This is a genomic window from Klebsiella ornithinolytica (assembly GCF_030505655.1).
GTDB classification, from domain to species: Bacteria; Pseudomonadota; Gammaproteobacteria; order Enterobacterales; family Enterobacteriaceae; genus Klebsiella; species Klebsiella ornithinolytica.
Genome location: NZ_CP130153.1, coordinates 3,949,431 through 3,975,786 on the forward strand (window position 1 = coordinate 3,949,431; position 26,356 = coordinate 3,975,786).

Consider the following 26,356-nt stretch of genomic DNA (forward strand, 5'->3'; position numbering starts at 1 on the left):
CTCTGAATCATGGCAAAAGAACAAACGGACCGTACGACATTAGATTTGTTCGCAACCGAGCGTCGCCCGGGTAGACCAAAGACCAATCCGCTTTCGCGCGATGAACAACTGCGCATAAATAAACGCAATCAGCTCAAACGCGACAAAGTTCGCGGCCTGAAGCGTGTGGAGTTAAAACTCAACGCTGAAGCGGTTGATGCGCTCAACGAGCTGGCGGAAGCTCGCAATATGAACCGCAGCGATTTGATCGAAGAGATGCTGATGAACCAGCTGGCAACCCTGCACAGCCGGGATAAAGCCTGAAAATCCTCAAAAAAACACTTTCATGTAGCAGAGTGTGCAGTCGGGCGTGATTGCTGTTTCCGCGCCCTCCCCTGTTCTGCTATGATTGCCGTTATCTGCGGGCATTACGCCACTACCACATCATTAAGTTTCAAGAGGTTATTTTACTCATGGCAATCATCGGCATCTTTTTTGGCAGCGACACGGGCAACACCGAGAATATTGCAAAAATGATTCAGAAGCAGCTTGGTAAAGATGTTGCTGATGTTCACGACATTGCCAAGAGCAGCAAAGAAGATCTGGAAGCCTACGACATCCTGCTGCTCGGCATTCCGACCTGGTACTACGGTGAAGCTCAGTGCGACTGGGATGACTTTTTCCCGACGCTGGAAGAGGTCGACTTTAACGGTAAACTGGTTGCGCTGTTTGGCTGCGGCGATCAGGAAGACTACGCGGAATACTTCTGTGACGCGCTGGGCACCATCCGCGACATCATTGAACCGCGCGGCGCCACCATCGTTGGCCACTGGCCGACCGCGGGCTATCATTTTGAAGCCTCTAAAGGCCTGGCGGATGACGATCACTTCGTCGGCCTGGCTATCGATGAAGACCGCCAGCCGGAACTGACCAACGAACGCGTGACTCAGTGGGTTAAGCAGGTCTCTGAAGAGCTGCACCTCGAAGAAATCAAAAACGCCTGATGATTGTGCGGCGTTACCGTTAAGTTTCGCCGCATTAATAGATAGAAGCAATCAAACTAATAGCTACAAGTTTTTAACTTTTAATCACATATCTGTACAATGTCCTCTGATTTAACGAGGTCAGGTGACGTAGTTTGTAGCTGGGACCTCGTTTTTGACAGCATACAAGGCCCGATACTTGCAGTTTTCATTTAACGATGGCAGTTCTATAATGAGACGCATTGCATCGGGTGATTCTCTGTATTACTTCCGCTGATGGAAGTAGATCGTTTAGCAACAGGACAGATTCCGCATGACTGACAACAATACCGCATTAAAGAAGGCTGGCCTGAAAGTCACACTTCCACGATTAAAAATCCTGGAAGTCCTGCAGGAACCGGATAACCATCACGTCAGTGCGGAAGATTTATACAAGCGCCTGATCGACATGGGTGAAGAGATTGGTCTCGCTACCGTTTATCGCGTGCTGAACCAGTTTGATGATGCTGGCATTGTGACTCGCCACAACTTCGAAGGCGGTAAATCTGTTTTCGAACTGACCCAGCAGCACCATCACGATCATCTTATTTGTCTCGATTGTGGCAAAGTGATCGAATTCAGCGATGAGTCTATCGAAGCGCGTCAGCGTGAAATCGCCCACCGCCACGGCATCCGTCTGACCAACCACAGTCTGTACCTTTACGGTCACTGTGCGGAAGGCGACTGCCGCGAAGATGAACATGCACACGACGCGCTGGAAAAGTAATTTCCCACCGCGTGGACCACAAAAAGCCAACCTGACGGTTGGCTTTTTTTATGTGCAAACGCCTACCCTTTTCTGCGCGCGGTATGCTCGTCGAAAGCACGGGTAAACGGTTCCTCATCCCAGCGGTTTGCCAGCGCTTCTCGTACCAGAGCCTGTTGGGTTTTCGGTACCATTCCACCTAATGGTGGGTCGGTATCAAGATTGGTGGGGAATGCGTAGCCCCGGGCAGCCACGGCAATCAGTGCCTGAACATCGCCACAGGATTGCGCGCCATGCAAAACGCCTGATGGTTAACATCAGGCGTTTTTACTGACAGGAGCTGGCGCCCGCGATCAGGGCCTGGTGTTGTTGCTGCGAATCTCTTTCCAGATACGATCGCAACGCGCTTTCACCGCCTGGTCATTGCCGGTACGGGTCGCCTGAATACACTGTTGGTAATCCAGAACGCGCACGCTTTCCTGGCTGGCAAACGCCTGATGCTGTTTATCTTCTTTCAGCACGTCGAGAACGCTCTGGCAGGCCTGAACCTTATCCGGATTCCCTTCCGCCGTATTGATACAGGCGCTGTAAGCATCTTTTAGTTTCGTATCTTCTTTTGGCGCGGGGGACTGCGTACAGGCTACCAGGCCCGATGCCATAACCGCGATGAGCAATAGCTTCTTCATAATTGACCTCTCAGGTTTGCGGCAGGTTTACGCCTGCCGCCGCGGCATCAGAAAATAGTGAACGGAGCAATAACCATGAACTTCACGTCACGCTCATCCTGGAAGATATTGCCATAGCCACCGCTCCAGCTCGGGATGTCGGAGTGGTTGTCGTATTGGGTAAAGTGCAGTTTAAACAGCGTTCCTTTTGCCCGGCCGTCCTGTACGGTGTACATGGCATCGAGGCTATACGCGGACTCTTCCAGCCGTTTGTCCGGATTGTAATAGGCGTCCGGCGTGGACATTCTGCCCGGTTTGGCATCCCATGCGTAGACGTAAGAGGCGCCAAACGCCCAGCCCGGCATATTCCAGTTTTTCATGTCATACATCGCGCCGAAGAACACCGCTTTTTCACCGTTGGCGTTGAAGTCAGAACGGTTATCCCACCATACATCAAGACGACCGTTGGAAGAGGCATAGGTCGGGGTCATACGCTGCAGGAAGTAGCCCTGCTGGCCTTCAGCTTTCACCCAGGTGCCTTCCAGACGCAGGTCGAGGACATCAGCAACCTTGTAGCCAAAGGTCAGCGCCTGCAGCCAGGCAGTCCCGTCGTAGATATCGTTCGTGCCGCCGTTACTGACTTTGTCGCGCGTGCCATAGAACTGGTAGCTGGTGTTTAACGGCGTACCCGCGATATCAAATTTGTAGCTGGCCTTGGCAAAATACTGGTCGATATAGCCTTCAGCCTGGCCAAACGCCGCTTCCAGCACGAGGTCATTTTTAAAATCGTATTTGGCGCCCAGGGAGTGCAGATAATCGACTTTGGTTTTCTTGTCGTTCTGGTAGAAATTATCCATCTCGATGTGCCATGGCGCTTTGTATTCGTTCGTCCACATATAGGAGAAACTCAGCGCGCCGGCATCACCGTAATCAAAGTTGGCGCCGGCTTCAGCCCCCTGGTAAGTACCCGGCATAAAGCTCCAGTGCGGAGCCAGCAGCGTTTGCCCGGTTGGCTGGATATAACCGCCGCGAGCCCACACCGGGCCATATTTAAATTTCGCCGCAGCTTTATACAGGCTGATTCCGCTCTTATCGCCAGAGTAATCTTCGTCGTAGGCTTTATTCTTTGAGGAGAAGGCAATTTCGTTCGGGTGACCGCTTTCGCTGCTTTCCGCCATTTCAATTGCGGTGAAGGCAGCCACGTCAATACCAAACATATCAGCGGCATAGCCGGACTGGAAATCCAGATTGGCGTTCCAGGTCGAATGGGAAAGGTTGGTTTTGTATTTATCGCCGTCGGTCACATCTTTCCGGTCGCGCTCACGCTGCCAGTAGTAGATGCCGCCGGTTAAGGTGGAATCATCAATAAAACCTGCTGCGCTGGCCTGCGGAACAACGATCCAGCCCGACATCGCGGTGACGGCGGCAATAGCCAGCGCCAGCGTACTACGTTTGCCACTAAACGTACGCATGTGCATATCCTCTTTGACGTTTTAAAAACGCGGAGCCAAAGGCAAGCCGCGAAAAAATAAATAAGACTGCTAAAAAGGTGGAGCGGTAAAAGCCGCGTAACCACTGTTGATAGACTATTTTTCGTGACGCGAATTATCAATCTCTTTCGCCGATCAAAGCTTAAGATTATGACAAAGCGCACATATTCTATTTCTTTTTGTAACAATATCAGGCCTCATCCTTTTTTATGCGTAAGTAATTACTAAATAGAAAGAAAATACAGAATGAAAGCGCTTACAGCCGTTTTGTGTACCGGTGGGAGGAGTGGCAGAGCTGACAGATATGACAAACAGTAAACAAGATTAATTCGCATCGCAAAAATAACGAACTTAATTCACTGATTCCAAAATAAAAAAAAACGCCGCTAAATGCGGCGTTTTGACACAGAGACGACGGCCGGGCCGCGACGAAAAATTTACTCGCCGACTTTAGCCCAGGTATCACGCAGACCCACGGTGCGGTTAAACACCAGATGCGTTGCGGTTGCATAGCGGCTATCGAGACAGAAATAACCTTCACGCTCAAACTGATAGGCTTTGCTGGCTTCCGCAGTGGCCAGGCTCGGTTCAGCGAAGCCCTGCTTGATCACCAACGATTCAGGGTTCATCACCGTCAGGAAGTCTTCTTCCGCGCCCGGATTCGGCACGCTGAACAGACGATCGTACAGACGAATCTCCACCGGCAGCGCGTGTGCCGCGCTGACCCAATGGATAACGCCCTTCACCTTACGACCATCGGCAGGATCTTTGCTCAGCGTATCGGCGTCATAGGTACAGAAGATCGTGGTGATCGTCCCCTCTTCGTCCTTCTCTACACGCTCGGCCTTGATCACGTAGGCATTACGCAGGCGAACTTCTTTACCCAGCACCAGGCGCTTGTACTGCTTATTCGCCTCTTCACGGAAGTCGGCGCGGTCAATCCAGATCTCCGCGCTAAACGGTACTTCACGGCTGCCCATCTCCGGTTTGTTCGGATGATTCGGCATCGTCACCATTTCGCTTGCACCCTGCAGGTAGTTTTCAATGACCAGCTTAACCGGGTCGATAACGGCCATGGCGCGCGGCGCGTTTTCATTGAGATCTTCGCGGATGCAGGATTCCAGTGACGCCATCTCAATGGTGTTGTCCTGCTTGGTCACGCCAATGCGCTTGCAGAATTCACGAATAGAACTGGCGGTATAGCCGCGACGACGCAGACCGGAAATGGTCGGCATACGCGGGTCATCCCAGCCTTCTACGTGCTTCTCGGTAACCAGCTGGTTCAGCTTACGCTTGGACATCACGGTATATTCGAGATTCAGACGGGAGAATTCATACTGACGCGGGTGAACCGGGATGCTGATGTTGTCCAGCACCCAATCATACAGGCGACGGTTGTCCTGGAACTCGAGGGTACACAGGGAGTGCGTAATGCCTTCCAGCGCATCGCTAATGCAGTGCGTGAAGTCGTACATCGGATAGATGCACCACTTGCTGCCGGTCTGATGATGATCGGCAAATTTAATGCGGTACAGCACCGGATCGCGCATGACGATAAACGGCGAGGCCATATCGATTTTTGCACGCAGGCAGGCTTTCCCCTCTTCAAAACCACCGGCACGCATTTTTTCAAACAGCGCCAGGTTCTCTTCCACGCTGCGATCGCGATACGGGCTGTTTTTACCCGGCGCTTTCAGCGAACCGCGGTATTCGCGAATCTCATCCGCCGACAGTTCGTCAACATAGGCCAGGCCTTTGTTGATCAGCTCAATGGCATACTGGTGCAGCTGGTCAAAGTAATCAGACGAGTAGCAAACATCCCCGGACCAGTGGAAACCTAACCACTGCACGTCGTTTTTAATCGACTCCACGTATTCGATATCTTCTTTCACCGGGTTGGTGTCATCGAAACGCAGGTTGCATTGGCCCTGATAATCCTGAGCAATACCAAAGTTCAGGCAAATAGACTTCGCATGGCCAATGTGCAGATAACCGTTCGGTTCCGGCGGGAAACGAGTATGAACGGTGGTGTGCTTACCAGTAGCCAGATCTTCATCAATGATCTGACGAATAAAGTTAGTCGGGCGGGCTTCTGCCTCACTCATCGTGGGTTCCTCAAAGCGTAAACAACGTATAACGGCACATGATCTTACAAGCGGGGCGTAGAGACAACTATTAGTTACTGAAAATACGTATCTGAAGAAGATTATGGGGTCAGATGGGCTAAAAAAAAGCGGCGGAGGTTTCCCCCCGCCGCTCAGGCATAAACGCTACTCAGGAGCCTTACTTGCCTTTAATCTCATACAGCGGCGTCTGACCTGCCACCACCTTACCGGTTGCCAGAATCACCAGCGCACTGTAATCGTCGCTGTTGCTGCACACGACGGGGCTGATCATTGAACGGGCATTGGCATTCAGGTAGTCCAGATCCATTTCCAGAATCGGCTGGCCAGCCTGCACTTCCGCACCTTCTTCAACCAGTCGTTTGAAGCCCTGGCCGTTCAGCGCCACGGTATCAATGCCCATATGGACGACGATTTCCGCGCCATTTTCCGTTTCCAGGCAGAACGCATGGTTGGTGTTGAAGATCTTCACGACGGTACCGGCAGCCGGAGCTACGACGGTTTTGTCGGTCGGTTTCACCGCCACGCCATCGCCGACCGCTTTGCTGGCGAAGGCTTCATCAGGCACCTGCTCCAGCGCAACGATATCACCGGTAATCGGCGATACCAGCGCCGCGATGGTTTTGGCGTTAGCCACGGCCTGCGGTTTTGCAGTCGGAGCGGCGGCGGCAGGTGCAGCGTTGCCTTCTGCTGCGGCTACTGGTCCCGTCGTTTTCATCGCGTTAGCGATTTTTTCCGCCACGAAGCCGACAATGATCTGTACGCTCGTTTTGTTCAGGCGAATAACGCCTGACGCGCCCAGACGTTTCGCCAGCGCTTCGTTCACCAGAGAAGAGTCTTTAACGTTCAGACGCAAACGGGTGATGCAGGCATCGATACCGGTCAGGTTGTCAGAACCGCCGACTGCAGCGATGTACTGACGTGCCAGACCTGCAACATCCTGCTCTTTGCCGCTGCTGACATTCACATCCTGACCATCCGCTTCGCTACCGGCAACGGCCAGTTCGCGACCCGGGGTCATCAGGTTGAATTTGGTGATGGTGAAGCGGAAGACCACGTAGTAAATAACGAAGAAGACCAGACCCTGCGGAATCAGCATCCACCAGTGGACCGCCAGCGGGTTACGGGACGACAGCACCATATCCACCAGACCGGCGCTGAAGCCGAAACCGGCAATCCAGTGCATGCTGGCAGCGATGAACACGGAGATACCGGTCAACACGGCGTGAATGACATACAGCACCGGCGCCACGAACATGAAGGAGAACTCCAGCGGTTCAGTGATCCCGGTAAAGAAGGCGGCAAAGGCGCCCGCCATCATAATACCCAGCACTTTTGCCTTGTTCTCAGGACGCGCGCAGTGGTAGATAGCCAGCGCCGCACCCGGTAAACCGAACATCATAATCGGGAAGAAGCCCGCCTGGTAACGACCGGTGATCCCCACAACCGCTTTACCTGCTTCGATAGACTGAGCGCCACCGAGGAAGTTAGGAATATCGTTAATACCAGCAACGTCAAACCAGAACACGGAGTTCAGCGCGTGGTGCAGACCGACCGGAATGAGCAGACGGTTGAAGAACGCATACACGCCCGCACCGACGGAACCCAGTTTCTGGATATGCTCACCGAAGTTTACCAGACCGTCGAAGATAACCGGCCAGATATACATCATGATGAACGCGACGGCGATCATCACAAAAGAGGTGAGAATCGGCACCAGACGGCGACCGCTAAAGAAGGAGAGCGCTTTCGGCAGTTCAACGCTGCTGAAGCGGTTATACAGCTCCGCGGAAATGATCCCCACGAGGATACCCACGAACTGGTTGCTGATCTTACCGAATGCTGCAGGAACCTGATCCGCCGGAATCTTCTGGATCATGGAAACCGCAGCCGGAGAGCAGAGCGTGGTCAACACGAGGAAGCCCACAAAGCCGGTTAACGCCGCAGCGCCATCTTTATCTTTCGACATACCATAAGCCACACCAATGGCGAATAGTACGGACATATTGTCGATGATCGCGGAACCGGATTTAATGAAGAACGCGGCCAGCGCGTTGCTTCCACCCCAGCCTACCGGGTCAATCCAGTAACCGACACCCATTAATATCGCTGCCGCCGGCAGCGTGGCGACCGGCACCATAAGCGCGCGGCCAACCTTTTGTAGATAACCTAGAATACTCACTTTATTCCCCCTATGAGACCCCGATAAGGCTCATTCAAAGCCACTTTTTTATTGTGTAACCAGGTTGGTTTTTTAACTTACTTGCAAAGTGTGTGGAAAATTAATTCGTATCGCAAATTAAATGCGTATTTTTTGTGACTATAATCACCAAATATCGTATTAACCCCTCCCTGCGACTGGCTAACATCGAAAACTTATTTTATCATTCAAAAAATCAACACGGATTGACCCCGCTCGTCGTAGTGACTGTAATACTCTTAATAGTATGCTGGCGCCAATCCGCCAGGTTCTAATTTAACTATAGAGGTGAAGAATGAGACTGATCCCCCTGGTAACTGCTGAACAAGTCGGCAAATGGGCCGCTCGCCACATCGTTAACCGCATTAACGCGTTCAAACCGACGGCGGACCGTCCGTTTGTCCTGGGTCTGCCTACCGGTGGTACGCCTCTGACCGCTTACAAAGCGCTGGTTGAAATGCACAAATCAGGCCAGGTTAGCTTTAAACATGTTGTGACCTTCAACATGGACGAATATGTCGGTCTGCCGAAAGAGCATCCGGAAAGCTATCATAGCTTCATGCATCGTAATTTCTTTGATCACGTTGATATTCCGGCGGAAAACATTAACCTGCTGAACGGCAATGCGCCAGATATCGATGCAGAATGCCGCCGCTATGAAGAAAAAATCCGCTCCTACGGTAAAATCAACCTGTTTATGGGCGGCGTTGGCAACGACGGGCATATCGCGTTCAACGAACCCGCCTCTTCACTGGCCTCTCGTACCCGTATTAAAACCCTGACCCATGAAACCCGCGTAGCGAACTCCCGTTTCTTCGACGGCGATGTGGATCTGGTGCCGAAATATGCACTGACCGTGGGCGTGGGCACCCTGCTGGATGCGGAAGAAGTGATGATTCTGGTACTGGGTCACCAGAAAGCGCTGGCGCTGCAGGCGGCGGTTGAAGGCAACGTTAACCATATGTGGACCATTACCTGTCTGCAGCTGCACCCGAAAGCGGTGATCGTCTGCGACGAGCCGTCCACCATGGAGCTGAAAGTGAAGACGTTGAAATACTTCAATGAATTAGAAGCCGAAAACGTCAAAGGGCTGTAAGGTAGTCTCGTCCTGCGGCTTGTCCGCGGGACATTTCATTTTTTTGCTACACCAGCTCCGCCAGGCGGCATCAGACCAACCCTTAGAAGCCAGCCTGCCGCGGAGCATGTGTGAACCGGGGGTCGTAATGTATGCATTAACCCAAGGCCGGATTTATACCGGTCATGAAATTCTGGATGACCATGCGATTATCATCGCTGATGGCCTTATCGAACGTATCTGTTCACTGGCTGATTTGCCGTCTGAGATTGAGCAACGCTCGGTCAATGGCGCCATTCTTGCCCCCGGTTTTATCGACGTACAGCTGAACGGCTGTGGCGGCGTGCAGTTTAACGACAGCCCTGACGCCGTCACCGTCGAAACGCTGGAAATTATGCAGAAGGCCAACGAACGTTCCGGCTGCACCAGCTATCTGCCGACGCTGATTACCTCCAGCGATGAATTGATGAAACAGGGCGTGCGCGTCATGCGCGAGTACCTGCAAAAACATCCGAACCAGGCGCTGGGTCTGCACCTTGAAGGCCCGTGGCTGAACATCGTGAAAAAAGGCACCCACAACCCGGACTACGTGCGTAAGCCGGACGCTGCGCTGGTCGATTTTCTGTGTGAAAACGCCGATGTGATCACCAAAGTGACTCTCGCCCCTGAGCGCGTCAGTACCGAGGTGATTCGTAAACTGGTGGCTGCCGGGATCGTTGTTTCCGCAGGCCACTCCAATGCCACGCTGAAAGAGGCGAAAATCGGTTTTCGCGCGGGCATCACCTTCGCGACCCATCTGTACAACGCCATGCCGTACATCACCGGGCGCGAACCGGGCCTGGCAGGCGCGATTTTCGACGAACCGGACGTTTACTGCGGTATTATCGTCGACGGTATGCATGTGGATTATGCTAACGTGCGGAATGCAAAACGCCTGAAAGGCGACAAGCTGTGCCTCGTCACTGACGCAACCGCCCCCGCCGGCGCGCATATTGACCAGTTCATTTTTGCTGGTAAAACAATATACTACCGTAACGGGCTGTGCGTGGATGAAAATGGTACCCTCAGCGGTTCTTCGCTGACCATGATTGAAGGTGTCCGCAATCTCGTCGAGCATTGCGGTATCGCACTGGACGAAGTGTTGCGTATGGCAACCCTCTATCCCGCACGCGCCATTGGCGTAGAGAAACAGCTTGGCAGCATCGCACCGGGAATGGTCGCTAACCTGACCGCCTTTACCCGCGATTATAAAATCATCAAGACCATCGTTAATGGTAACGAGGTCGTCACTGAGTAAGTAAAGAATGACAGCAGGCGGACATGCTCAAATTGGTAACGTTGATCTCGTAAAACAGCTGAACAGCGCGGCCGTGTATCGGCTCATTGACCAGCACGGCCCCATTTCGCGCATTCAGATCGCGGAACAAAGCCAGCTTGCCCCTGCCAGCGTGACCAAAATCACGCGCCAACTGATTGAACGCGGGCTGATCAAAGAAGTCGATCAGCAGGCCTCCACCGGGGGCCGCCGCGCCATCTCTATTATTGCGGAAACCCGCAACTTCCATGCTATCGGCGTACGCCTTGGTCGCTACGACGCGACGCTGACCCTGTATGATTTAAGCAGTAAGACGCTGGAAGAAGAACATTTTCCGCTGCCTGAACGCACCCAGGAGACGCTGGAACATGCGCTGCTGAACATCATTGCGGCCTTTACTGAACGCTGCCAGCGCAAGATCCGCGAACTTATCGCCATCTCCGTGATCTTACCCGGACTCGTTGACCCGGAAAGCGGCGTGATTCGCTATATGCCGCATATTCAGGTCGAGAACTGGGGGCTGGTTGAAGCGCTGGAAAAACGCTTTAAAGTCACCTGTTTCGTTGGTCACGATATTCGCAGCCTTGCGCTGGCAGAGCACTATTTTGGTGCAAGTCAGGATTGCGAAGACTCTATTCTGGTGCGCGTCCATCGCGGTACCGGCGCGGGAATCATCTCCAACGGACGCATTTTTATCGGTCGTAACGGCAACGTCGGCGAGATAGGCCATATTCAGGTCGACCCGCTGGGCGAACGCTGTCACTGCGGGAATTTTGGCTGCCTGGAGACCGTCGCGGCGAACGCCGCCATCGAACAACGCGTGCGTCACCTTCTTGAGCAGGGCTACCAGAGTAAACTGACTGCGGATGAGTGCACGATCAAAGCTATCTGCAAAGCGGCCAACAAAGGCGACGCCCTGGCCTGCGAGGTCATCGAATATGTGGGACGTCACCTGGGCAAAACCATTGCTATCGCCATTAACCTGTTTAATCCGCAAAAAGTGGTGATCGCCGGCGAAGTTGTCGAAGCAGAGAAGGTACTGTTACCCGCGATTGAAGGCTGCATTAACGCTCAGGCACTGAAGGCGTTTCGCAAGAACCTGCCGGTGGTGCGTTCGACGTTAGATCACCGCTCCGCAATCGGCGCTTTTGCGCTGGTGAAGCGCGCCATGCTCAACGGTATACTGCTCCAGCGTTTGCTGGAAAGCTAACGCGGCTATATAGTTTCGCCTTTCTTCAAAAATGTCGGACTGTCCATGACCATTCAAAACGTAATCTGTGATATTGACGGCGTGCTGATGCACGACAATGTGGCCGTGCCGGGCGCTGCCGAATTTATCAAACGCATTCTTGAGAAAGATATGCCGTTGGTGATGTTGACCAACTACCCTTCCCAGACCGGGCAGGACCTGGCAAACCGCTTTGCGACCGCCGGCATCGACGTGCCGGATAGCGCCTTTTATACCTCCGCGATGGCCACCGCTGATTTCCTGCGCCGCCAGGAAGGCAAGAAAGCCTACGTGGTCGGTGAAGGCGCACTGATTCACGAGCTTTATAAAGCCGGCTTTACCATTACCGACGTCAATCCGGATTTTGTTATCGTCGGTGAAACCCGCTCCTTTAACTGGGAGATGATGCATAAAGCGGCCTTCTTTGTCGCCAACGGCGCACGCTTCATTGCCACCAACCCGGATACTCACGGCCGCGGCTTCTACCCGGCCTGCGGCGCTCTCTGTGCCGGAATTGAGAAAATCTCCGGCCGCAAGCCGTTCTACGTGGGAAAACCCAGCCCGTGGATCATCCGCTCTGCGCTGAATAAGATGCAGGCGCACTCCGAGCAGACGGTTATCGTCGGCGACAACCTGCGTACCGATATCCTGGCCGGTTTCCAGGCTGGTCTGGAAACTATTTTGGTTCTCTCCGGCGTCTCGACGCTCGACGATATCGACAGCCTGCCGTTCCGACCGTCGTGGATCTATCCGTCCGTTGCCGAAATTGATATTTTCTGAATAAAACCACGTCCCAGGACGTGGTTTTTCATTTATCGCACCTGAAAAAAGAACCTCATCTAATAGAAATGGCTTATCACTGCACATTCATCAATAAAGACGCTCAAAACATGTTCTTTTTTTAATATTCAGCAATCGTCATTGCGTTTTTTCTTTTACTGACCGTAAATCTCTTGCGCCTCCCTCTCCTTTGCGGCATTTTCTTAGACATGCACTGAGACCTCGCGATAAGACGACGTCTGCACAACATCACAACACGACAGGGTAATGGAGAAGGTTATGTGTTCAATTTTCGGCGTACTGGATATTAAAACTGACGCGGTCGAGCTGCGTAAAAAGGCACTGGAACTTTCCCGCCTGATGCGCCACCGCGGTCCGGACTGGTCCGGCGTTTACGCCAGCGATAAAGCCATTTTGGTCCATGAGCGTCTGTCTATCGTCGACGTGAACGCCGGGGCCCAGCCGTTGTACAACGCGCAAAAAACCCACGCGCTGGCGGTAAACGGCGAAATTTACAACCATCAGGCGCTGCGTGCGGAATACGGCGACCGCTATACCTTCCAGACCGGCTCCGACTGCGAAGTCATCCTTGCCCTGTACCAGGAAAAAGGCCCGGCATTCCTCGACGATCTGCAGGGGATGTTCGCCTTCGCGCTGTACGATAGCGAGCAGGACGCCTATCTGATTGGTCGCGACCATATCGGCATCATTCCGCTGTATATGGGCCACGACGAGCACGGCAACTTCTACGTCGCCTCAGAAATGAAAGCGCTGGTACCGGTCTGCCGGACAATCAAAGAGTTCCCGGCAGGTAGCTACCTGTGGAGCAAAGATGGCGAAATCCGCCAGTACTACCAGCGCGACTGGTTCGACTATGATGCGGTTAAAGACAACGTCACGGATAAAAACGAACTGCGTCAGGCGCTGGAAGAGTCCGTCAAAAGCCATCTGATGTCTGATGTGCCGTATGGCGTGCTGCTGTCCGGTGGCCTCGATTCGTCGGTTATCTCCGCCATCACCAAAAAATTCGCCGCTCGCCGGGTTGAAGATCAGGAACGCAGCGAAGCCTGGTGGCCGCAGCTGCACTCTTTCGCCGTCGGCCTGCAGGGCTCGCCGGACCTGAAAGCCGCGCAGGAAGTGGCAAACCATCTGGGTACCGTCCACCACGAGATCCACTTCACCGTGCAGGAAGGCCTTGATGCCATTCGCGACGTTATCTATCACATCGAAACCTATGATGTGACCACCATCCGCGCCTCGACGCCGATGTATTTAATGTCGCGTAAAATCAAAGCGATGGGCATCAAAATGGTGTTATCAGGCGAAGGTTCTGATGAAGTGTTCGGCGGCTATCTCTATTTCCATAAAGCGCCAAACGCTAAAGAGCTGCATGAAGAGACCGTGCGTAAGCTGCAGGCTCTGCATATGTTTGACTGCGCCCGTGCCAACAAAGCGATGTCGGCGTGGGGCGTGGAAGCCCGCGTGCCGTTCCTCGACAAGCAGTTCCTCGACGTCGCCATGCGCATCAACCCGCAGGATAAGATGTGCGGCAACGGTAAAATGGAAAAGCATATCCTGCGTGAATGTTTTGAATCCTATCTGCCGGCCAGCGTCGCATGGCGCCAGAAAGAGCAGTTCTCTGACGGCGTAGGCTACAGCTGGATCGATACGTTAAAAGAGGTTGCGGCGAAACAGGTCTCCGATCAGCAGTTGGAAACCGCCAGCTTCCGTTTCCCGTACAACACGCCGTCTTCCAAAGAAGCGTACCTGTATCGTGAAATCTTCGAGGAGCTGTTCCCGGTTCCTAGCGCTGCCGAATGCGTACCTGGCGGCCCGTCAGTAGCCTGTTCATCGGCTAAGGCGATTGAGTGGGACGAAGCGTTCAAAACCATGAACGATCCATCAGGACGCGCCGTTGGCGTTCACCAGTCAGCTTATAAATAACCAATTTGTACGATCGGCGGACCCCTCGGGGTCCGTTTTTTTATTGCTTTTTTTACCGCAGAAAAACGATAAATAACCAATAATTGCCGATTATTCCATCACGCTGTTCGCAACCTAACCAAACAGTCACATTCCGGCGATTTTCATTGAAAAAGGGGTTGACGCTCGCAGGCCCAATACGCATAATGCGCCCCGCAACGCCGATAAGGTAACGCGAAAAAAAGATGGCTACGTAGCTCAGCTGGTTAGAGCACATCACTCATAATGATGGGGTCACAGGTTCGAATCCCGTCGTAGCCACCATCTTTTTTTGCGGGAGTGGCGAAATTGGTAGACGCACCAGATTTAGGTTCTGGCGCCGCAAGGTGTGCGAGTTCAAGTCTCGCCTCCCGCACCATTCACCCAAAGCGTTGCACGGATGGGGTATATCCAGGCTGTAAGATGGCCATAAAGGCTGCCGTAATAAGTTTGTAGATAACCTCTTCTGGAAGTAAAAGATTTTTTGTTGGGGTATCGCCAAGCGGTAAGGCACCGGTTTTTGATACCGGCATTCCCTGGTTCGAATCCAGGTACCCCAGCCATTTTCTTCGATGTTTGCGGTTCACCGCGACGGTTATTGGGGTATCGCCAAGCGGTAAGGCACCGGTTTTTGATACCGGCATTCCCTGGTTCGAATCCAGGTACCCCAGCCATCGAAGAATATGATAAAATTGGCTACGTAGCTCAGCTGGTTAGAGCACATCACTCATAATGATGGGGTCACAGGTTCGAATCCCGTCGTAGCCACCATATAAAGGAATTATTGATTCATTTCGATAAATCCAGAAAGAATTGTTGGGGTATCGCCAAGCGGTAAGGCACCGGATTCTGATTCCGGCATTCCGAGGTTCGAATCCTCGTACCCCAGCCAATTTTAAAAAGTCGTTCACACTGTGGACGCACCCGTTGGGGTATCGCCAAGCGGTAAGGCTCTGGTTTCTGATACCAGCATTCCGAGGTTCGAATCCTCGTACCCCAGCCACTTAATAGCAAAAAAGCTCGCTTCGGCGAGCTTTTTTGTTTTCTGCATTCGGTTCAATCCGGATCGCGACGTTAACGCCATACTCAGGCGACGACGGACAACGCTTAGCGCTAATATCCCGGCTAAGCGACGCGCCAGCCGGGAACTGCGCTTACAATCCCAGGGCGTACTTCAGCGCCTGACGCTTTAAAACGCCCGCATGTGCCGCAGCCATTAAGCCGATATTGCGCAGCACGCGCACCGGCGCCAGATCGTTGGTGAAGCCGGCATAAAACAGATCCATACCCGACTGCATAATAAAATTATCCGCCCTGCGTCGCGCCTGGTAGCGTTTCAGCACCGGAAGACTGGCCCATGCTTCACCCTGGCTTTTCGCCTCGCTCAAAATATCCAGCAGCGCGTCAACATCGCGATAGCCCAGATTCACCCCCTGCCCCGCCAGCGGATGAATGGTATGCGCAGCATCTCCCACCAGCGCCAGCCCCGGCTGTACATACTGCAGCGCATGGCGACGGGTTAGTGGAAACGCTCCGGCACTCAGCGGCGTGACCTGCCCCAGTCGGGACGGGAAGTGGCGCCCAATCTCCTGCTGTAGCTGCGGCATACTCATCCCCTGCAGCTGGCGAATACGCGCGGGCGTGTCATACCACACCAGCGATGCCCAATTGTCGAACAACGGCAGAAATGCGCGCGGGCCCGATGGCGTAAACTGCTGCCAGGTGCTGTTGCCAGGCTCCTCTGCGCACTGCACGCTAATCAACATGCAGGATTGCTGATACTGCCATGCGTGAACGCCAATTCCGGCCAACTGGCGCACCTGCGAGTTGGCGCCATCGGCGCCGATAACCAGGCTGGCTGCGCACTCGCCACCGTCGCTCAGACGCAATGTCGTACAGGTCTCCTCTCGCTGCATCTCCTGTAACGATGCGCCAACCTCGAGCGTGATGCGCTCATGCGCCATCAGCGCCTGCCATAGGGCGAGCTGCAGAACATTGTTCTCCACCATATAACCCAGCTCAGGCAGCTTCAGCTCGGCGGCATCAAAGGTCACATGCGCATCCTCCCATTCCCAGGTCTCCAGCCGGCGATAGGGATGCGCACGCATGCCGCGCACCGCATCCCAGACGCCGAGGCTTTTTAGTAACCCGACAGAAGCGGCGCTAATTGCCGAAATACGCACATCCGGCGGCGCTGAAGGCGCAAATGCCGGCGGTGCCGATGTCTCGATAACCGTTACCGTAAAACCGTGCTGCGCCAGCCCCAGCGCCAGGGCTCCGCCAACCATTCCGCCACCCACAATGGCGACATCTGTTGCATGAATTGTCATGGCAATTATCCTTAAACCTGAATCCGTTAAGTTTACCGGATTTTTCCCCACCTCGTGGTGATAACGCTCGCACTGGTCAGGGCGCGACCAAAGCATTACAATACGCGCCCTGCAATCCTGGCTTTATACCCGCTATCCTTCACATTGCAGAGTCATTCCCGGTGAAGAAAATAGCTTTGGGTATATATACTTAAGCATGAGCAAGTCGATGACAAAAAAACTCCATATTAAAACCTGGGGCTGTCAGATGAACGAATATGATTCATCAAAGATGGCCGATCTGCTGGATGCCACGCACGGGTATCAACTGACCGAAGTGGCGGAAGAAGCGGATGTGCTGCTGCTCAATACCTGCTCAATCCGTGAGAAGGCTCAGGAAAAAGTCTTCCATCAGTTAGGCCGCTGGAAGCTACTGAAAGAGAAGAATCCCGACCTGATTATTGGCGTCGGCGGTTGTGTCGCCTCTCAGGAAGGTCACCATATTCGCCAACGCGCCCACTACGTCGATATTATTTTCGGGCCGCAGACGCTCCATCGCCTGCCGGAGATGATCAACTCCGTTCGCGGCAACCGCAGTCCGGTTGTAGACGTCAGTTTCCCCGAAATCGAAAAATTCGACCGCCTGCCGGAACCGCGCGCCGAAGGCCCAACGGCATTCGTCTCCATCATGGAAGGCTGCAATAAATACTGTACTTACTGCGTGGTGCCTTACACCCGCGGTGAAGAAGTCAGCCGCCCCTGCGACGATATTCTGTTTGAAATCGCTCAGCTGGCCGCTCAGGGGGTCCGTGAAGTCAACCTGCTGGGTCAAAACGTCAATGCATGGCGTGGCGAGAACTACGACGGAACGACCGGCAGTTTTGCCGATCTGCTGCGTCTGGTGGCGGCGATCGACGGTATCGACCGCATTCGCTTTACCACCAGCCACCCGATCGAGTTTACCGATGACATCATCGATGTTTATCGCGATACGCCGGAGCTGGTGAGCTTCCTGCACTTGCCGGTGCAGAGCGGTTCCGATCGGGTGCTGAACCTGATGGGACGTACCCACACGGCGCTGGAATACAAAGCGATTATCCGCAAGCTGTACGAAGCGCGCCCGAATATCCAGATTAGCTCCGACTTTATCGTTGGCTTCCCTGGCGAAACCAATGAAGATTTCGAGAAGACCATGAAGCTGATTGCCGATGTCAATCATGACATGAGCTACAGCTTTATCTTCTCTGCCCGTCCGGGCACTCCGGCGGCGGATATGGTCGACGACGTCCCGGAAAAGGACAAGAAGCAGCGCCTGTATATTCTGCAGGAGCGCATCAACCAGCAGGCGATGGCGTGGAGCCGCCGCATGCTTGGCACCACCCAGCGCATTCTGGTTGAAGGCACCTCCCGTAAAAGCATCATGGAGCTCTCAGGACGCACCGAGAACAACCGGGTAGTCAACTTCGAAGGCACCCCGGATATGGTCGGTAAGTTCGTCGATGTCGAAATCGTTGACGTCTACACCAACTCGCTGCGCGGTAAAATTGTGCGTACCGAAGAGGAAATGGGGCTGCGTATCGCGGAATCTCCGGAATCCGTTATCGCCCGCACCCGCAAAGAAAACGACCTCGGCGTCGGAACCTATCAGCCGTGATCCGTTCAGGCCTGCCGCCCCGGCAGGCCTTGTATTTCCTCTCCCCGACCCAATATTCATCGCAATGCTTGCGCCATATTCCCATGACGTGAATAATTTCCTTACTGGCCGGAGACGTTCGCTGTCCGGCAAAACGCGTAAAGAGGAACAGCTTGAACATAGAAACCCGTGAAATTACCCTGGAGCCAGCGGATAACGCACGCCTGCTGGGGCTGTGTGGCCCGTTTGACGACAACATCAAACAGCTGGAACGCCGATTAGGCATCGAAATTAATCGCCGTGACAATCACTTTAAACTGACCGGGCGCATGATATGCGTGAACGCGGCAGCCGATATCCTGCGCAGCCTGTACGTCGATACTGCGCCGATGCGCGGACAGATTCAGGATATTGAACCGGAACAGATTCATCTGGCCATCAAAGAGGCACGGGTGCTGGAACAAAGCGCCGAAAGCGTGCCGGAGTACGGTAAGGCCGTCAATATCAAGACCCGGCGTGGCGTGATTAAGCCGCGTACGCCAAACCAGGCGCAGTACATCGCCAACATTCTCGATCATGATATTACCTTCGGCGTCGGCCCTGCCGGGACCGGGAAAACCTATCTTGCGGTAGCCGCAGCGGTCGACGCGCTCGAACGCCAGGACGTACGCCGTATTCTGCTGACCCGCCCTGCCGTCGAAGCCGGGGAAAAGCTCGGCTTCCTGCCCGGCGACCTGAGCCAGAAAGTCGATCCGTACCTGCGCCCGCTGTACGATGCGTTGTTCGAAATGCTCGGCTTTGAGAAGGTCGAGAAGCTGATTGAGCGCAACGTGATCGAAGTCGCGCCGCTGGCCTATATGCGCGGCCGTACGCTGAACGATGCGTTTATTATTCTCGATGAAAGCCAGAACACCACCATCGAACAGATGAAGATGTTCCTGACCCGTATCGGTTTTAACTCAAAAGCGGTGATCACCGGCGACGTCACTCAGATAGACCTGCCGCGCAGCACCAAATCCGGTCTGCGCCACGCCATTGAAGTGCTGGCGGAAGTCGATGAAATCAGCTTCAATTTCTTCCATAGCGAAGATGTGGTACGCCACCCGGTGGTAGCCCGCATCGTGAATGCGTATGAAGCGTGGGAAGAAGCTGACCAAAAACGTAAAGCAGAGCTGGCCGCCGAGCGCAAACGCGAAGCCCAGGAACAGGAGCAGAAATGAGTCAGGTTATTCTCGATTTACAGCTGGCTTGCGAAGATAGCGCCGGGTTACCGGATGAAGCCCAGTTTCAACGCTGGGTCGATGCCGTCATTCCTCAGTTCCAGGAGGAGTCAGAAGTGACCGTGCGGCTGGTAGACGAAGCCGAAAGCCATGAGCTGAATCTGACCTATCGCGGCAAGGATAAGCCGACCAACGTGCTGTCGTTCCCGTTTGAAGCTCCGCCGGGTATCGAACTGCCGCTGCTTGGCGACCTGATCATCTGCCGTCAGGTCGTTGAACAGGAAGCCAAAGAGCAAGACAAACCGCTGGAGGCGCACTGGGCGCATATGGTGATTCACGGCAGTCTGCACCTGCTGGGCTATGACCATATCATTGATGAAGAAGCGGAAGAGATGGAAGGCCTCGAAACAGAGATAATGCTTGCTCTGGGCTATGAGGATCCGTACATTGCCGAGAAGGAATAGCCTGCCGCCGGTTTAACCGGCGAGCGGCCCCCATGCCGTCCGGCGCTGAACACACGCGCGACGAGCGACAAATTAACTGACATGAGAACCCACACGACGCCATGAGCGACGACAATTCACACAGTAGTGACACAGTAAACAGCAAAAAGGGATTCTTCTCCCTGTTACTCAGCCAGCTTTTTCACGGAGAACCGAAAAACCGTGATGAACTGCTGGAGCTGATCCGTGATTCCGGGCAAAACGACCTTATCGACGAAGATACGCGCGATATGCTCGAAGGGGTAATGGACATCGCCGACCAGCGCGTCCGCGATATCATGATCCCCCGCTCGCAGATGATTACCCTGAAACGCAATCAGACCCTGGACGAATGCCTCGATGTGATCATCGAGTCCGCCCACTCGCGTTTCCCGGTCATCAGCGAAGATAAAGATCACATTGAAGGGATTCTGATGGCCAAGGACCTGCTGCCGTTTATGCGCAGCGATTCCGAAGCATTCAGCATGGAAAAAGTGTTACGCCCGGCGGTTGTCGTGCCTGAAAGTAAGCGGGTTGACCGCATGCTGAAAGAGTTCCGCTCCCAGCGTTACCATATGGCTATCGTGATCGATGAGTTCGGCGGTGTCTCCGGTCTGGTGACCATTGAAGACATTCTCGAGCTTATCGTCGGCGAGATCGAAGACGAATACGATGAAGAAGAAGATATCGATTTTCGTCAGCTGAGCCGCCACACCTGGACGGTGCGCGCCCTGGCCTCCATTGAAGACTTCAACGAAGCCTATGGCACTCACTTCAGCGATGAAGAGGTGGATACCATTGGCGGGCTGGTGATGCAGGCCTTCGGCCATCTGCCGGCGCGCGGTGAGTCTATTGACATCGATGGTTACCAATTCAAAGTCGCCATGGCCGATAGCCGACGTATCATCCAGGTACATGTCAAACTTCCTGATGACGCGCCACAGCCGAAGCTGGAAGATTAATTACACGGGACGATTAACCTAAATGGTATTTGCCTCTCTCATCGAACGCCAGCGCGTACGTCTGCTGCTGGCGCTATTATTCGGAGCCAGCGGAACGCTGGCTTTTTCTCCTTATGACATCTGGCCTGCGGCGATTGTTTCGTTAATCGGCCTGCAGGGATTAACCCTCAACCGACGTCCGCTGCAAAGCGCCTGGATCGGCTTTTTCTGGGGCCTGGGACTGTTCGGTTCCGGCATCAACTGGGTCTATGTCAGCATTGCCCAGTTCGGTGGCATGCCCGGCCCGGTCAACGTATTCCTCGTGGTACTGCTGGCGGCTTATATGTCGCTGTATACCGGACTGTTCGCCGGTCTGCTGTCGCGCCTGTGGCCCAAAACAAACTGGATACGCGTCGCCGTCGCTGCCCCGGTTGTCTGGCAAATCACCGAATTCCTGCGCGGCTGGGTGCTGACCGGCTTCCCGTGGCTGCAGTTTGGCTACAGCCAGATTGACGGCCCGTTGAAAGGGCTAGCGCCGGTAATGGGCGTTGAAGCCATTAACTTCCTGTTGATGGTGGTCAGCGGCCTGCTGGTCCTTGCGCTCATTCACCGCAGCTGGAAACCGTTGGTTGCCGCTATCGTGCTGTTCGCGCTGCCCTTCCCGCTGCGCTACATCCAGTGGTATCAACTGCTGCCGGAACGGGCTACCCAGGTATCTTTGGTACAGGGTGATATTCCCCAGGCGCTGAAATGGGATGAAAATCAGCTGGTGAATACGCTGAAAATCTATCTGGATTTGACGCAGCCGCATATGGGTTCATCCCAGCTAATCGTCTGGCCCGAGTCGGCGATCCCGGATCTGGAAATCAACCAGCAGAATTTCCTGAGTATGATGGACGACCTGCTGCGGGCGAAAGACAGCTCGTTGATTACCGGTATTGTCGACGCCCGGCTTAACAAGCAGAACCGTTACAATACCTACAACACCATCATTACGCTGGGCAAAGATAACTCCTACAGTTACGACTCCAAAGATCGCTACAACAAGAATCATCTGGTGCCGTTCGGTGAATTCGTGCCGCTGGAGTCCATTCTACGCCCGCTGGCTCCGTTCTTCGATTTACCGATGTCCTCTTTCAGCCGCGGTCCGTACGTGCAGCCGCAGCTGGTGGCGCATAACATGAAGCTGACCGCGGCTATCTGCTACGAGATTATTCTCGGCGAGCAGGTGCGGGATAACTTCCGCCCGGATACCGACTACCTGCTGACCATCTCCAACGATGCCTGGTTTGGCAAGTCCATCGGTCCGTGGCAGCATTTCCAGATGGCGCGGATGCGCGCCCTGGAGCTGGCGCGTCCGCTGTTGCGCAGCACCAATAACGGTATTACCGCCGTCATCGGCCCGCGTGGGGAAATTCAGGACATGATCCCGCAGTTCACCCGCGCAGTGCTGACCACGAAAGTCACTCCGACTTCCGGCCTGACCCCGTACGCCCGTACCGGTAACTGGCCGCTGTGGGCGCTGACCGCGCTGTTGGGTTTTGGCGCGCTGATCATGAGCCTGCGCCAGCGTCGTCGCTAATCGTTATAGCCTGCGGATCTTATTGTCGCTCCGCATAGCCCCGGCCGGCAGCCGTCGCCGGGGCCGCCCTTCTGACCATTCTGACCTCTCTCTACTCGCCAACCTGGCACGAGCATTGCTTAATATTCTCAGGTCGCGGCGACATTTATTGTTGGTATAACCCGGTTGCACCAGCATCGCTCACCTCAGGCACTAACATGGTGCAATGGACGATTTTTGCCTTTAAATGGTGCGGAGCACTTCGCAAAAATAAACAATAAAGCAGCAAAATCTTTACATTAAGCCAAACTAAATGCTAACAAACACATACAAATGCTGCGTGTCAGTGTCGCAGCCATAATAACGCACACACACATTCACAATGGGTATCAAAAGCGTCAATGACGCTGAGGATAAGGAGTTGGATATGCAATTACGTAAACTGGCCACAGCGATGCTGGTCATGGGTATGACCGCCGGTCTGGCGCATGCGGAAGATGCCGCCCCGGCAGCAGGCAGCACGCTGGACAAAATCGCTAAAAACGGCGTCATCGTCGTCGGCCACCGTGAATCCTCCGTTCCGTTCTCTTACTACGACAATCAACAAAAAGTGGTCGGTTACTCTCAGGACTACTCCAACGCTATCGTTGACGCCATCAAGAAACAGCTGAATAAGCCTGACCTGCAGGTAAAACTGGTTCCGGTGACCTCGCAAAACCGTATTCCGCTGTTGCAGAACGGTACTTACGACTTCGAGTGCGGCTCCACGACCAATAACCTTGAACGTCAGAAACAAGCCGCCTTCTCCGATACCATTTTCGTCGTGGGTACCCGCCTGCTGGTGAAAAAAGGCGGTGCAATTAAAGATTTCCCGGACCTGAAAGACAAAGCGGTTGTCGTCACGTCCGGTACCACTTCCGAAGTTCTGCTGCATAAGTTGAATGACGAGAAGAAAATGAACATGCGCATTATCAGCGCCAAAGACCACGGCGACTCCTTCCGTACTCTGGAAAGCGGTCGTGCGGTGGCCTTTATGATGGACGATGCGCTGCTGGCCGGCGAACGTGCGAAAGCGAAGAAGCCGGATAACTGGGAGATCGTCGGCACGGCCCAGTCGAAAGAAGCCTACGGCTGTATGCTGCGCAAAGACGATCCGCAGTTTAAAAAGCTGATTGATGACACCGTCGCCACGGCCCAGACCTCCGGCGAAGCGGAAAAATGGTTTGATAAGTGGTTTAAAAACCCCATCCCGCCGAAAAATCTGAATATGAACTTCGAACTCTCCGACGACATGAAGGCGCTGTTCAAGACCCCTAACGACAAAGCTCTGAACTAATTAAAAAAACAAGGGGCAGGACATCCTGCCCTCCCGATTGTTGTGACAGCGCGGACAGACTATACGGTGGCTGGTCGTTCCCCAGCCGCCGCGAATACCGAAACAGGCTGCACAATGATCTTCGAGGGTAGCGATGCTACCCTTTTTTTTCCAGGAGTCATTTATGTCAATAGACTGGAACTGGGGAATCTTCCTGCAACAGGCCCCGTTCGGCAATACCACCTATCTGGGTTGGCTCTGGAGCGGCTTTCAGGTCACCATCGCACTGTCGATTAGCGCCTGGATTATCGCTTTTTTCGTCGGCTCGCTGTTCGGCATTTTACGCACTGCCCCCAACCGCTGGTTATCCAGCATCGGCACCTGCTACGTTGAACTGTTCCGTAATGTCCCGCTGATCGTTCAGTTCTTCACCTGGTACCTGGTGGTGCCGGAGCTCCTGCCGGAAAACATCGGCATGTGGTTTAAATCCGAGCTCGATCCGAATATTCAGTTCTTCCTCTCTTCGATGATGTGTCTGGGGCTGTTTACCGCCGCTCGCGTATGCGAACAGGTGCGCGCCGCCATTCAGTCACTGCCGCGCGGACAGAAAAACGCCGGGCTGGCCATGGGCCTGACGCTGCCGCAGACCTATCGTTACGTACTGCTGCCCAACGCCTATCGGGTCATTGTGCCGCCGATGACCTCGGAGATGATGAACCTGGTGAAAAACTCGGCCATCGCTTCAACCATCGGGCTGGCGGATATGGCGGCACAGGCAGGCAAGCTGCTGGATTACTCAGCCCACGCCTGGGAATCCTTTACCGCGATTACCCTCGCCTATGTGTTTATTAATGCGGTGATTATGCTGGTGATGTATGTGGTTGAACGCAAGGTCCGCCTGCCGGGCAATATGGGAGGCAAATAATCATGTACGATTTTGACTGGAGTTCTATCGTCCCATCAATGCCCTACCTGCTGGCCGGGCTGGTTATCACCCTGAAAATCACCGTGACCGCCATCATTTTTGGTATCGTCTGGGGCACCCTGCTGGCGGTTATGCGTCTGTCCAGCTTCCTGCCGCTGGCGTGGTTTGCGAAGACCTACGTCAACGTGTTCCGCTCGATCCCGCTGGTGATGGTCCTGCTGTGGTTTTATCTGATTGTTCCCGGTTTCCTGCAGAACGTCCTGGGCCTGTCGCCGAAGAGCGATATCCGCTTGATCTCCGCGATGGTGGCCTTCTCGATGTTTGAAGCGGCGTACTATTCGGAAATTATCCGCGCGGGTATCCAGAGTATCTCTCGCGGCCAGTCGAGCGCCGCGCTGGCGCTGGGGATGACCCAGTGGCAATCCATGAAGCTGATTATTCTGCCGCAGGCGTTTCGCGCCATGGTGCCGCTGCTGCTCACCCAGGGGATCGTACTGTTTCAGGATACCTCTCTGGTTTACGTTCTCAGCCTGGCCGACTTCTTCCGTACCGCCTCTACCATCGGCGAGCGCGACGGAACCCAGGTCGAGATGATCCTGTTCGCAGGCGCCGTTTATTTTGTCATTAGTCTCAGCGCATCGCTGTTGGTCAGCTGGTTGAAGAAAAGGACTGTGTAATGATTACCCTGAAAAACGTTTCAAAATGGTATGGTCACTTTCAGGTGCTGACCGATTGCTCCACGGAAGTGAAAAAAGGTGAAGTAGTGGTGGTATGCGGGCCTTCCGGCTCGGGCAAATCAACGTTGATTAAAACCGTCAACGGCCTGGAGCCTATTCAACAGGGTGAGATCACCGTGGATGGTACCCGGGTCAACGATAAAAAAACCAACCTTGCCAGGCTGCGTTCCCGCGTCGGGATGGTGTTCCAGCACTTTGAACTGTTTCCGCATCTGTCGATTATCGATAACCTGACGCTGGCGCAGGTCAAAGTGCTTAACCGCGATAAAGCCGCTTCCCGGGCAAAAGGCCTGAAGCTGCTGGAACGCGTGGGGCTCTCCGCCCATGCCGATAAATATCCGGCCCAGCTCTCCGGCGGCCAGCAGCAGCGCGTGGCTATCGCCCGTGCGCTCTGTATGGATCCCATTGCTATGCTGTTTGACGAACCGACTTCCGCACTGGATCCGGAAATGATCAACGAAGTGCTGGATGTCATGGTTGAACTGGCCAACGAAGGCATGACGATGATGGTGGTGACGCACGAAATGGGCTTTGCCCGTAAGGTCGCCAACCGGGTGATCTTTATGGATGAAGGGAAAATTGTCGAAGACTCTGACAAAGAAGCATTTTTCGCCAATCCGCAATCCGATCGCGCAAAAGACTTCCTCGCCAAAATTCTGCATTAACGGGTCATTTTACAGGCGCGCAT

General features: G+C 54.0%; 23 protein-coding genes and 7 tRNA genes. 24 read left to right on the plus strand and 6 right to left on the minus strand.

The features are described from left to right. Positions 1 to 9: 9 nt before the first annotated feature. From ybfE to fur, 3 genes are all read left to right on the plus strand, one after another. Positions 10 to 303 (plus strand): LexA regulated protein, encoded by a 294-nt coding sequence (gene ybfE, locus Q1L34_RS18865; RefSeq protein ID WP_004859608.1) that lies wholly within the window; start codon positions 10 to 12, stop codon positions 301 to 303. A 149-nt stretch (positions 304 to 452) separates the two neighbouring features. Beyond that, positions 453 to 983 carry a flavodoxin FldA gene (fldA, locus tag Q1L34_RS18870; RefSeq protein ID WP_004859605.1) on the plus strand — a complete coding sequence of 177 codons (531 nt, stop codon included), beginning with the start codon at positions 453 to 455 and terminating at the stop codon, positions 981 to 983. Positions 984 to 1,275: 292 nt separating this feature from the next. After that, on the plus strand, positions 1,276 to 1,728 hold the full coding sequence (fur, locus tag Q1L34_RS18875) for a ferric iron uptake transcriptional regulator (protein WP_015584881.1): 453 nt from the start codon (positions 1,276 to 1,278) through the stop codon (positions 1,726 to 1,728). Between the two features lie 62 nt (positions 1,729 to 1,790). On the opposite strand, the gene Q1L34_RS18880 is transcribed toward fur, so the two are convergent. The 5 genes from Q1L34_RS18880 to nagE all read right to left on the minus strand — a co-directional run bounded on the left by Q1L34_RS18880 (position 1,791) and on the right by nagE (position 8,167). Further along, complete coding sequence (locus tag Q1L34_RS18880; protein ID WP_327204237.1) at positions 1,791 to 2,006, minus strand: hypothetical protein; 216 nt, start codon at positions 2,004 to 2,006, stop codon at positions 1,791 to 1,793. Between the two features lie 54 nt (positions 2,007 to 2,060). Next, positions 2,061 to 2,393 carry a ChiQ/YbfN family lipoprotein gene (locus Q1L34_RS18885; protein WP_004859600.1) on the minus strand — a complete coding sequence of 111 codons (333 nt, stop codon included), beginning with the start codon at positions 2,391 to 2,393 and terminating at the stop codon, positions 2,061 to 2,063. A 47-nt stretch (positions 2,394 to 2,440) separates the two neighbouring features. Beyond that, entirely contained in the window at positions 2,441 to 3,844 is a 1,404-nt protein-coding gene (gene chiP, locus Q1L34_RS18890; protein ID WP_004859598.1) for a chitoporin ChiP, read from the minus strand. A gap of 455 nt (positions 3,845 to 4,299) precedes the next feature. Further along, on the minus strand, positions 4,300 to 5,967 hold the full coding sequence (gene glnS / locus Q1L34_RS18900) for a glutamine--tRNA ligase (RefSeq protein WP_327204238.1): 1,668 nt from the start codon (positions 5,965 to 5,967) through the stop codon (positions 4,300 to 4,302). A gap of 178 nt (positions 5,968 to 6,145) precedes the next feature. Further along, positions 6,146 to 8,167, minus strand: a complete 2,022-nt coding sequence (gene nagE, locus Q1L34_RS18905) for an N-acetylglucosamine-specific PTS transporter subunit IIBC (RefSeq protein WP_015584885.1) — start codon at positions 8,165 to 8,167, stop codon at positions 6,146 to 6,148. A gap of 313 nt (positions 8,168 to 8,480) precedes the next feature. Here nagE and nagB point away from each other — a divergent pair, with 313 nt between their 5' ends. From nagB to Q1L34_RS18965, 12 genes are all read left to right on the plus strand, one after another. After that, positions 8,481 to 9,281, plus strand: a complete 801-nt coding sequence (gene nagB / locus Q1L34_RS18910; RefSeq protein WP_004859594.1) for a glucosamine-6-phosphate deaminase — start codon at positions 8,481 to 8,483, stop codon at positions 9,279 to 9,281. Between the two features lie 127 nt (positions 9,282 to 9,408). Further along, entirely contained in the window at positions 9,409 to 10,557 is a 1,149-nt protein-coding gene (gene nagA / locus Q1L34_RS18915) for an N-acetylglucosamine-6-phosphate deacetylase (RefSeq protein ID WP_015584886.1), read from the plus strand. 7 nt (positions 10,558 to 10,564) lie between these two features. Continuing rightward, on the plus strand, positions 10,565 to 11,785 hold the full coding sequence (nagC, locus tag Q1L34_RS18920; RefSeq protein ID WP_165458494.1) for a DNA-binding transcriptional regulator NagC: 1,221 nt from the start codon (positions 10,565 to 10,567) through the stop codon (positions 11,783 to 11,785). Positions 11,786 to 11,830: 45 nt separating this feature from the next. After that, entirely contained in the window at positions 11,831 to 12,583 is a 753-nt protein-coding gene (locus Q1L34_RS18925) for an HAD-IIA family hydrolase (protein WP_015584887.1), read from the plus strand. A 279-nt stretch (positions 12,584 to 12,862) separates the two neighbouring features. Then, positions 12,863 to 14,527 carry an asparagine synthase B gene (asnB, locus tag Q1L34_RS18930; protein ID WP_004859583.1) on the plus strand — a complete coding sequence of 555 codons (1,665 nt, stop codon included), beginning with the start codon at positions 12,863 to 12,865 and terminating at the stop codon, positions 14,525 to 14,527. A 226-nt stretch (positions 14,528 to 14,753) separates the two neighbouring features. Further along, positions 14,754 to 14,830, plus strand: a tRNA-Met gene (locus Q1L34_RS18935). A 9-nt stretch (positions 14,831 to 14,839) separates the two neighbouring features. Then, positions 14,840 to 14,924 (plus strand) — tRNA-Leu (locus Q1L34_RS18940). Between the two features lie 109 nt (positions 14,925 to 15,033). Beyond that, positions 15,034 to 15,108, plus strand: a tRNA-Gln gene (locus Q1L34_RS18945). Between the two features lie 36 nt (positions 15,109 to 15,144). Further along, positions 15,145 to 15,219 (plus strand) — tRNA-Gln (locus Q1L34_RS18950). A 20-nt stretch (positions 15,220 to 15,239) separates the two neighbouring features. Then, positions 15,240 to 15,316: transfer RNA gene (locus tag Q1L34_RS18955), tRNA-Met, on the plus strand. A 46-nt stretch (positions 15,317 to 15,362) separates the two neighbouring features. Further along, positions 15,363 to 15,437, plus strand: a tRNA-Gln gene (locus tag Q1L34_RS18960). A gap of 36 nt (positions 15,438 to 15,473) precedes the next feature. Beyond that, a tRNA-Gln gene (locus Q1L34_RS18965) sits at positions 15,474 to 15,548 on the plus strand. Between the two features lie 151 nt (positions 15,549 to 15,699). Here Q1L34_RS18965 and ubiF read toward each other — a convergent pair. Further along, positions 15,700 to 16,875, minus strand: coding sequence for a 3-demethoxyubiquinol 3-hydroxylase (gene ubiF / locus Q1L34_RS18970; protein WP_004859580.1), 1,176 nt, complete (start codon positions 16,873 to 16,875; stop codon positions 15,700 to 15,702). A gap of 208 nt (positions 16,876 to 17,083) precedes the next feature. Here ubiF and miaB point away from each other — a divergent pair, with 208 nt between their 5' ends. The 9 genes from miaB to Q1L34_RS19015 all read left to right on the plus strand — a co-directional run bounded on the left by miaB (position 17,084) and on the right by Q1L34_RS19015 (position 26,333). Further along, on the plus strand, positions 17,084 to 18,508 hold the full coding sequence (gene miaB / locus Q1L34_RS18975) for a tRNA (N6-isopentenyl adenosine(37)-C2)-methylthiotransferase MiaB (RefSeq protein ID WP_004859577.1): 1,425 nt from the start codon (positions 17,084 to 17,086) through the stop codon (positions 18,506 to 18,508). 152 nt (positions 18,509 to 18,660) lie between these two features. Beyond that, positions 18,661 to 19,707, plus strand: a complete 1,047-nt coding sequence (locus Q1L34_RS18980) for a PhoH family protein (RefSeq protein WP_004859576.1) — start codon at positions 18,661 to 18,663, stop codon at positions 19,705 to 19,707. Continuing rightward, positions 19,704 to 20,171 (plus strand): rRNA maturation RNase YbeY, encoded by a 468-nt coding sequence (ybeY, locus tag Q1L34_RS18985; protein WP_004859574.1) that lies wholly within the window; start codon positions 19,704 to 19,706, stop codon positions 20,169 to 20,171. The genes Q1L34_RS18980 and ybeY overlap by 4 nt, the downstream gene beginning before the upstream one ends. A gap of 101 nt (positions 20,172 to 20,272) precedes the next feature. Then, the gene (gene corC, locus Q1L34_RS18990) at positions 20,273 to 21,151 is read left to right on the plus strand and encodes a CNNM family magnesium/cobalt transport protein CorC (protein WP_004859572.1); all 879 of its coding nucleotides are present in this window, start codon (positions 20,273 to 20,275) and stop codon (positions 21,149 to 21,151) included. A gap of 22 nt (positions 21,152 to 21,173) precedes the next feature. Continuing rightward, positions 21,174 to 22,712, plus strand: a complete 1,539-nt coding sequence (lnt, locus tag Q1L34_RS18995) for an apolipoprotein N-acyltransferase (RefSeq protein ID WP_327204239.1) — start codon at positions 21,174 to 21,176, stop codon at positions 22,710 to 22,712. 406 nt (positions 22,713 to 23,118) lie between these two features. Continuing rightward, a complete protein-coding gene (locus tag Q1L34_RS19000; RefSeq protein WP_015584889.1) occupies positions 23,119 to 24,027 on the plus strand; it encodes an amino acid ABC transporter substrate-binding protein in 909 nt (302 codons plus the stop codon). Between the two features lie 163 nt (positions 24,028 to 24,190). Next, positions 24,191 to 24,931 (plus strand): amino acid ABC transporter permease, encoded by a 741-nt coding sequence (locus tag Q1L34_RS19005; RefSeq protein ID WP_004859566.1) that lies wholly within the window; start codon positions 24,191 to 24,193, stop codon positions 24,929 to 24,931. A gap of 2 nt (positions 24,932 to 24,933) precedes the next feature. Beyond that, complete coding sequence (gene gltK / locus Q1L34_RS19010) at positions 24,934 to 25,608, plus strand: glutamate/aspartate ABC transporter permease GltK (RefSeq protein ID WP_004859564.1); 675 nt, start codon at positions 24,934 to 24,936, stop codon at positions 25,606 to 25,608. Beyond that, a complete protein-coding gene (locus Q1L34_RS19015; RefSeq protein ID WP_004859562.1) occupies positions 25,608 to 26,333 on the plus strand; it encodes an amino acid ABC transporter ATP-binding protein in 726 nt (241 codons plus the stop codon). Before gltK ends, Q1L34_RS19015 begins: the two co-directional genes overlap by 1 nt. The last annotated feature ends 23 nt before the right edge of the window (positions 26,334 to 26,356 follow it).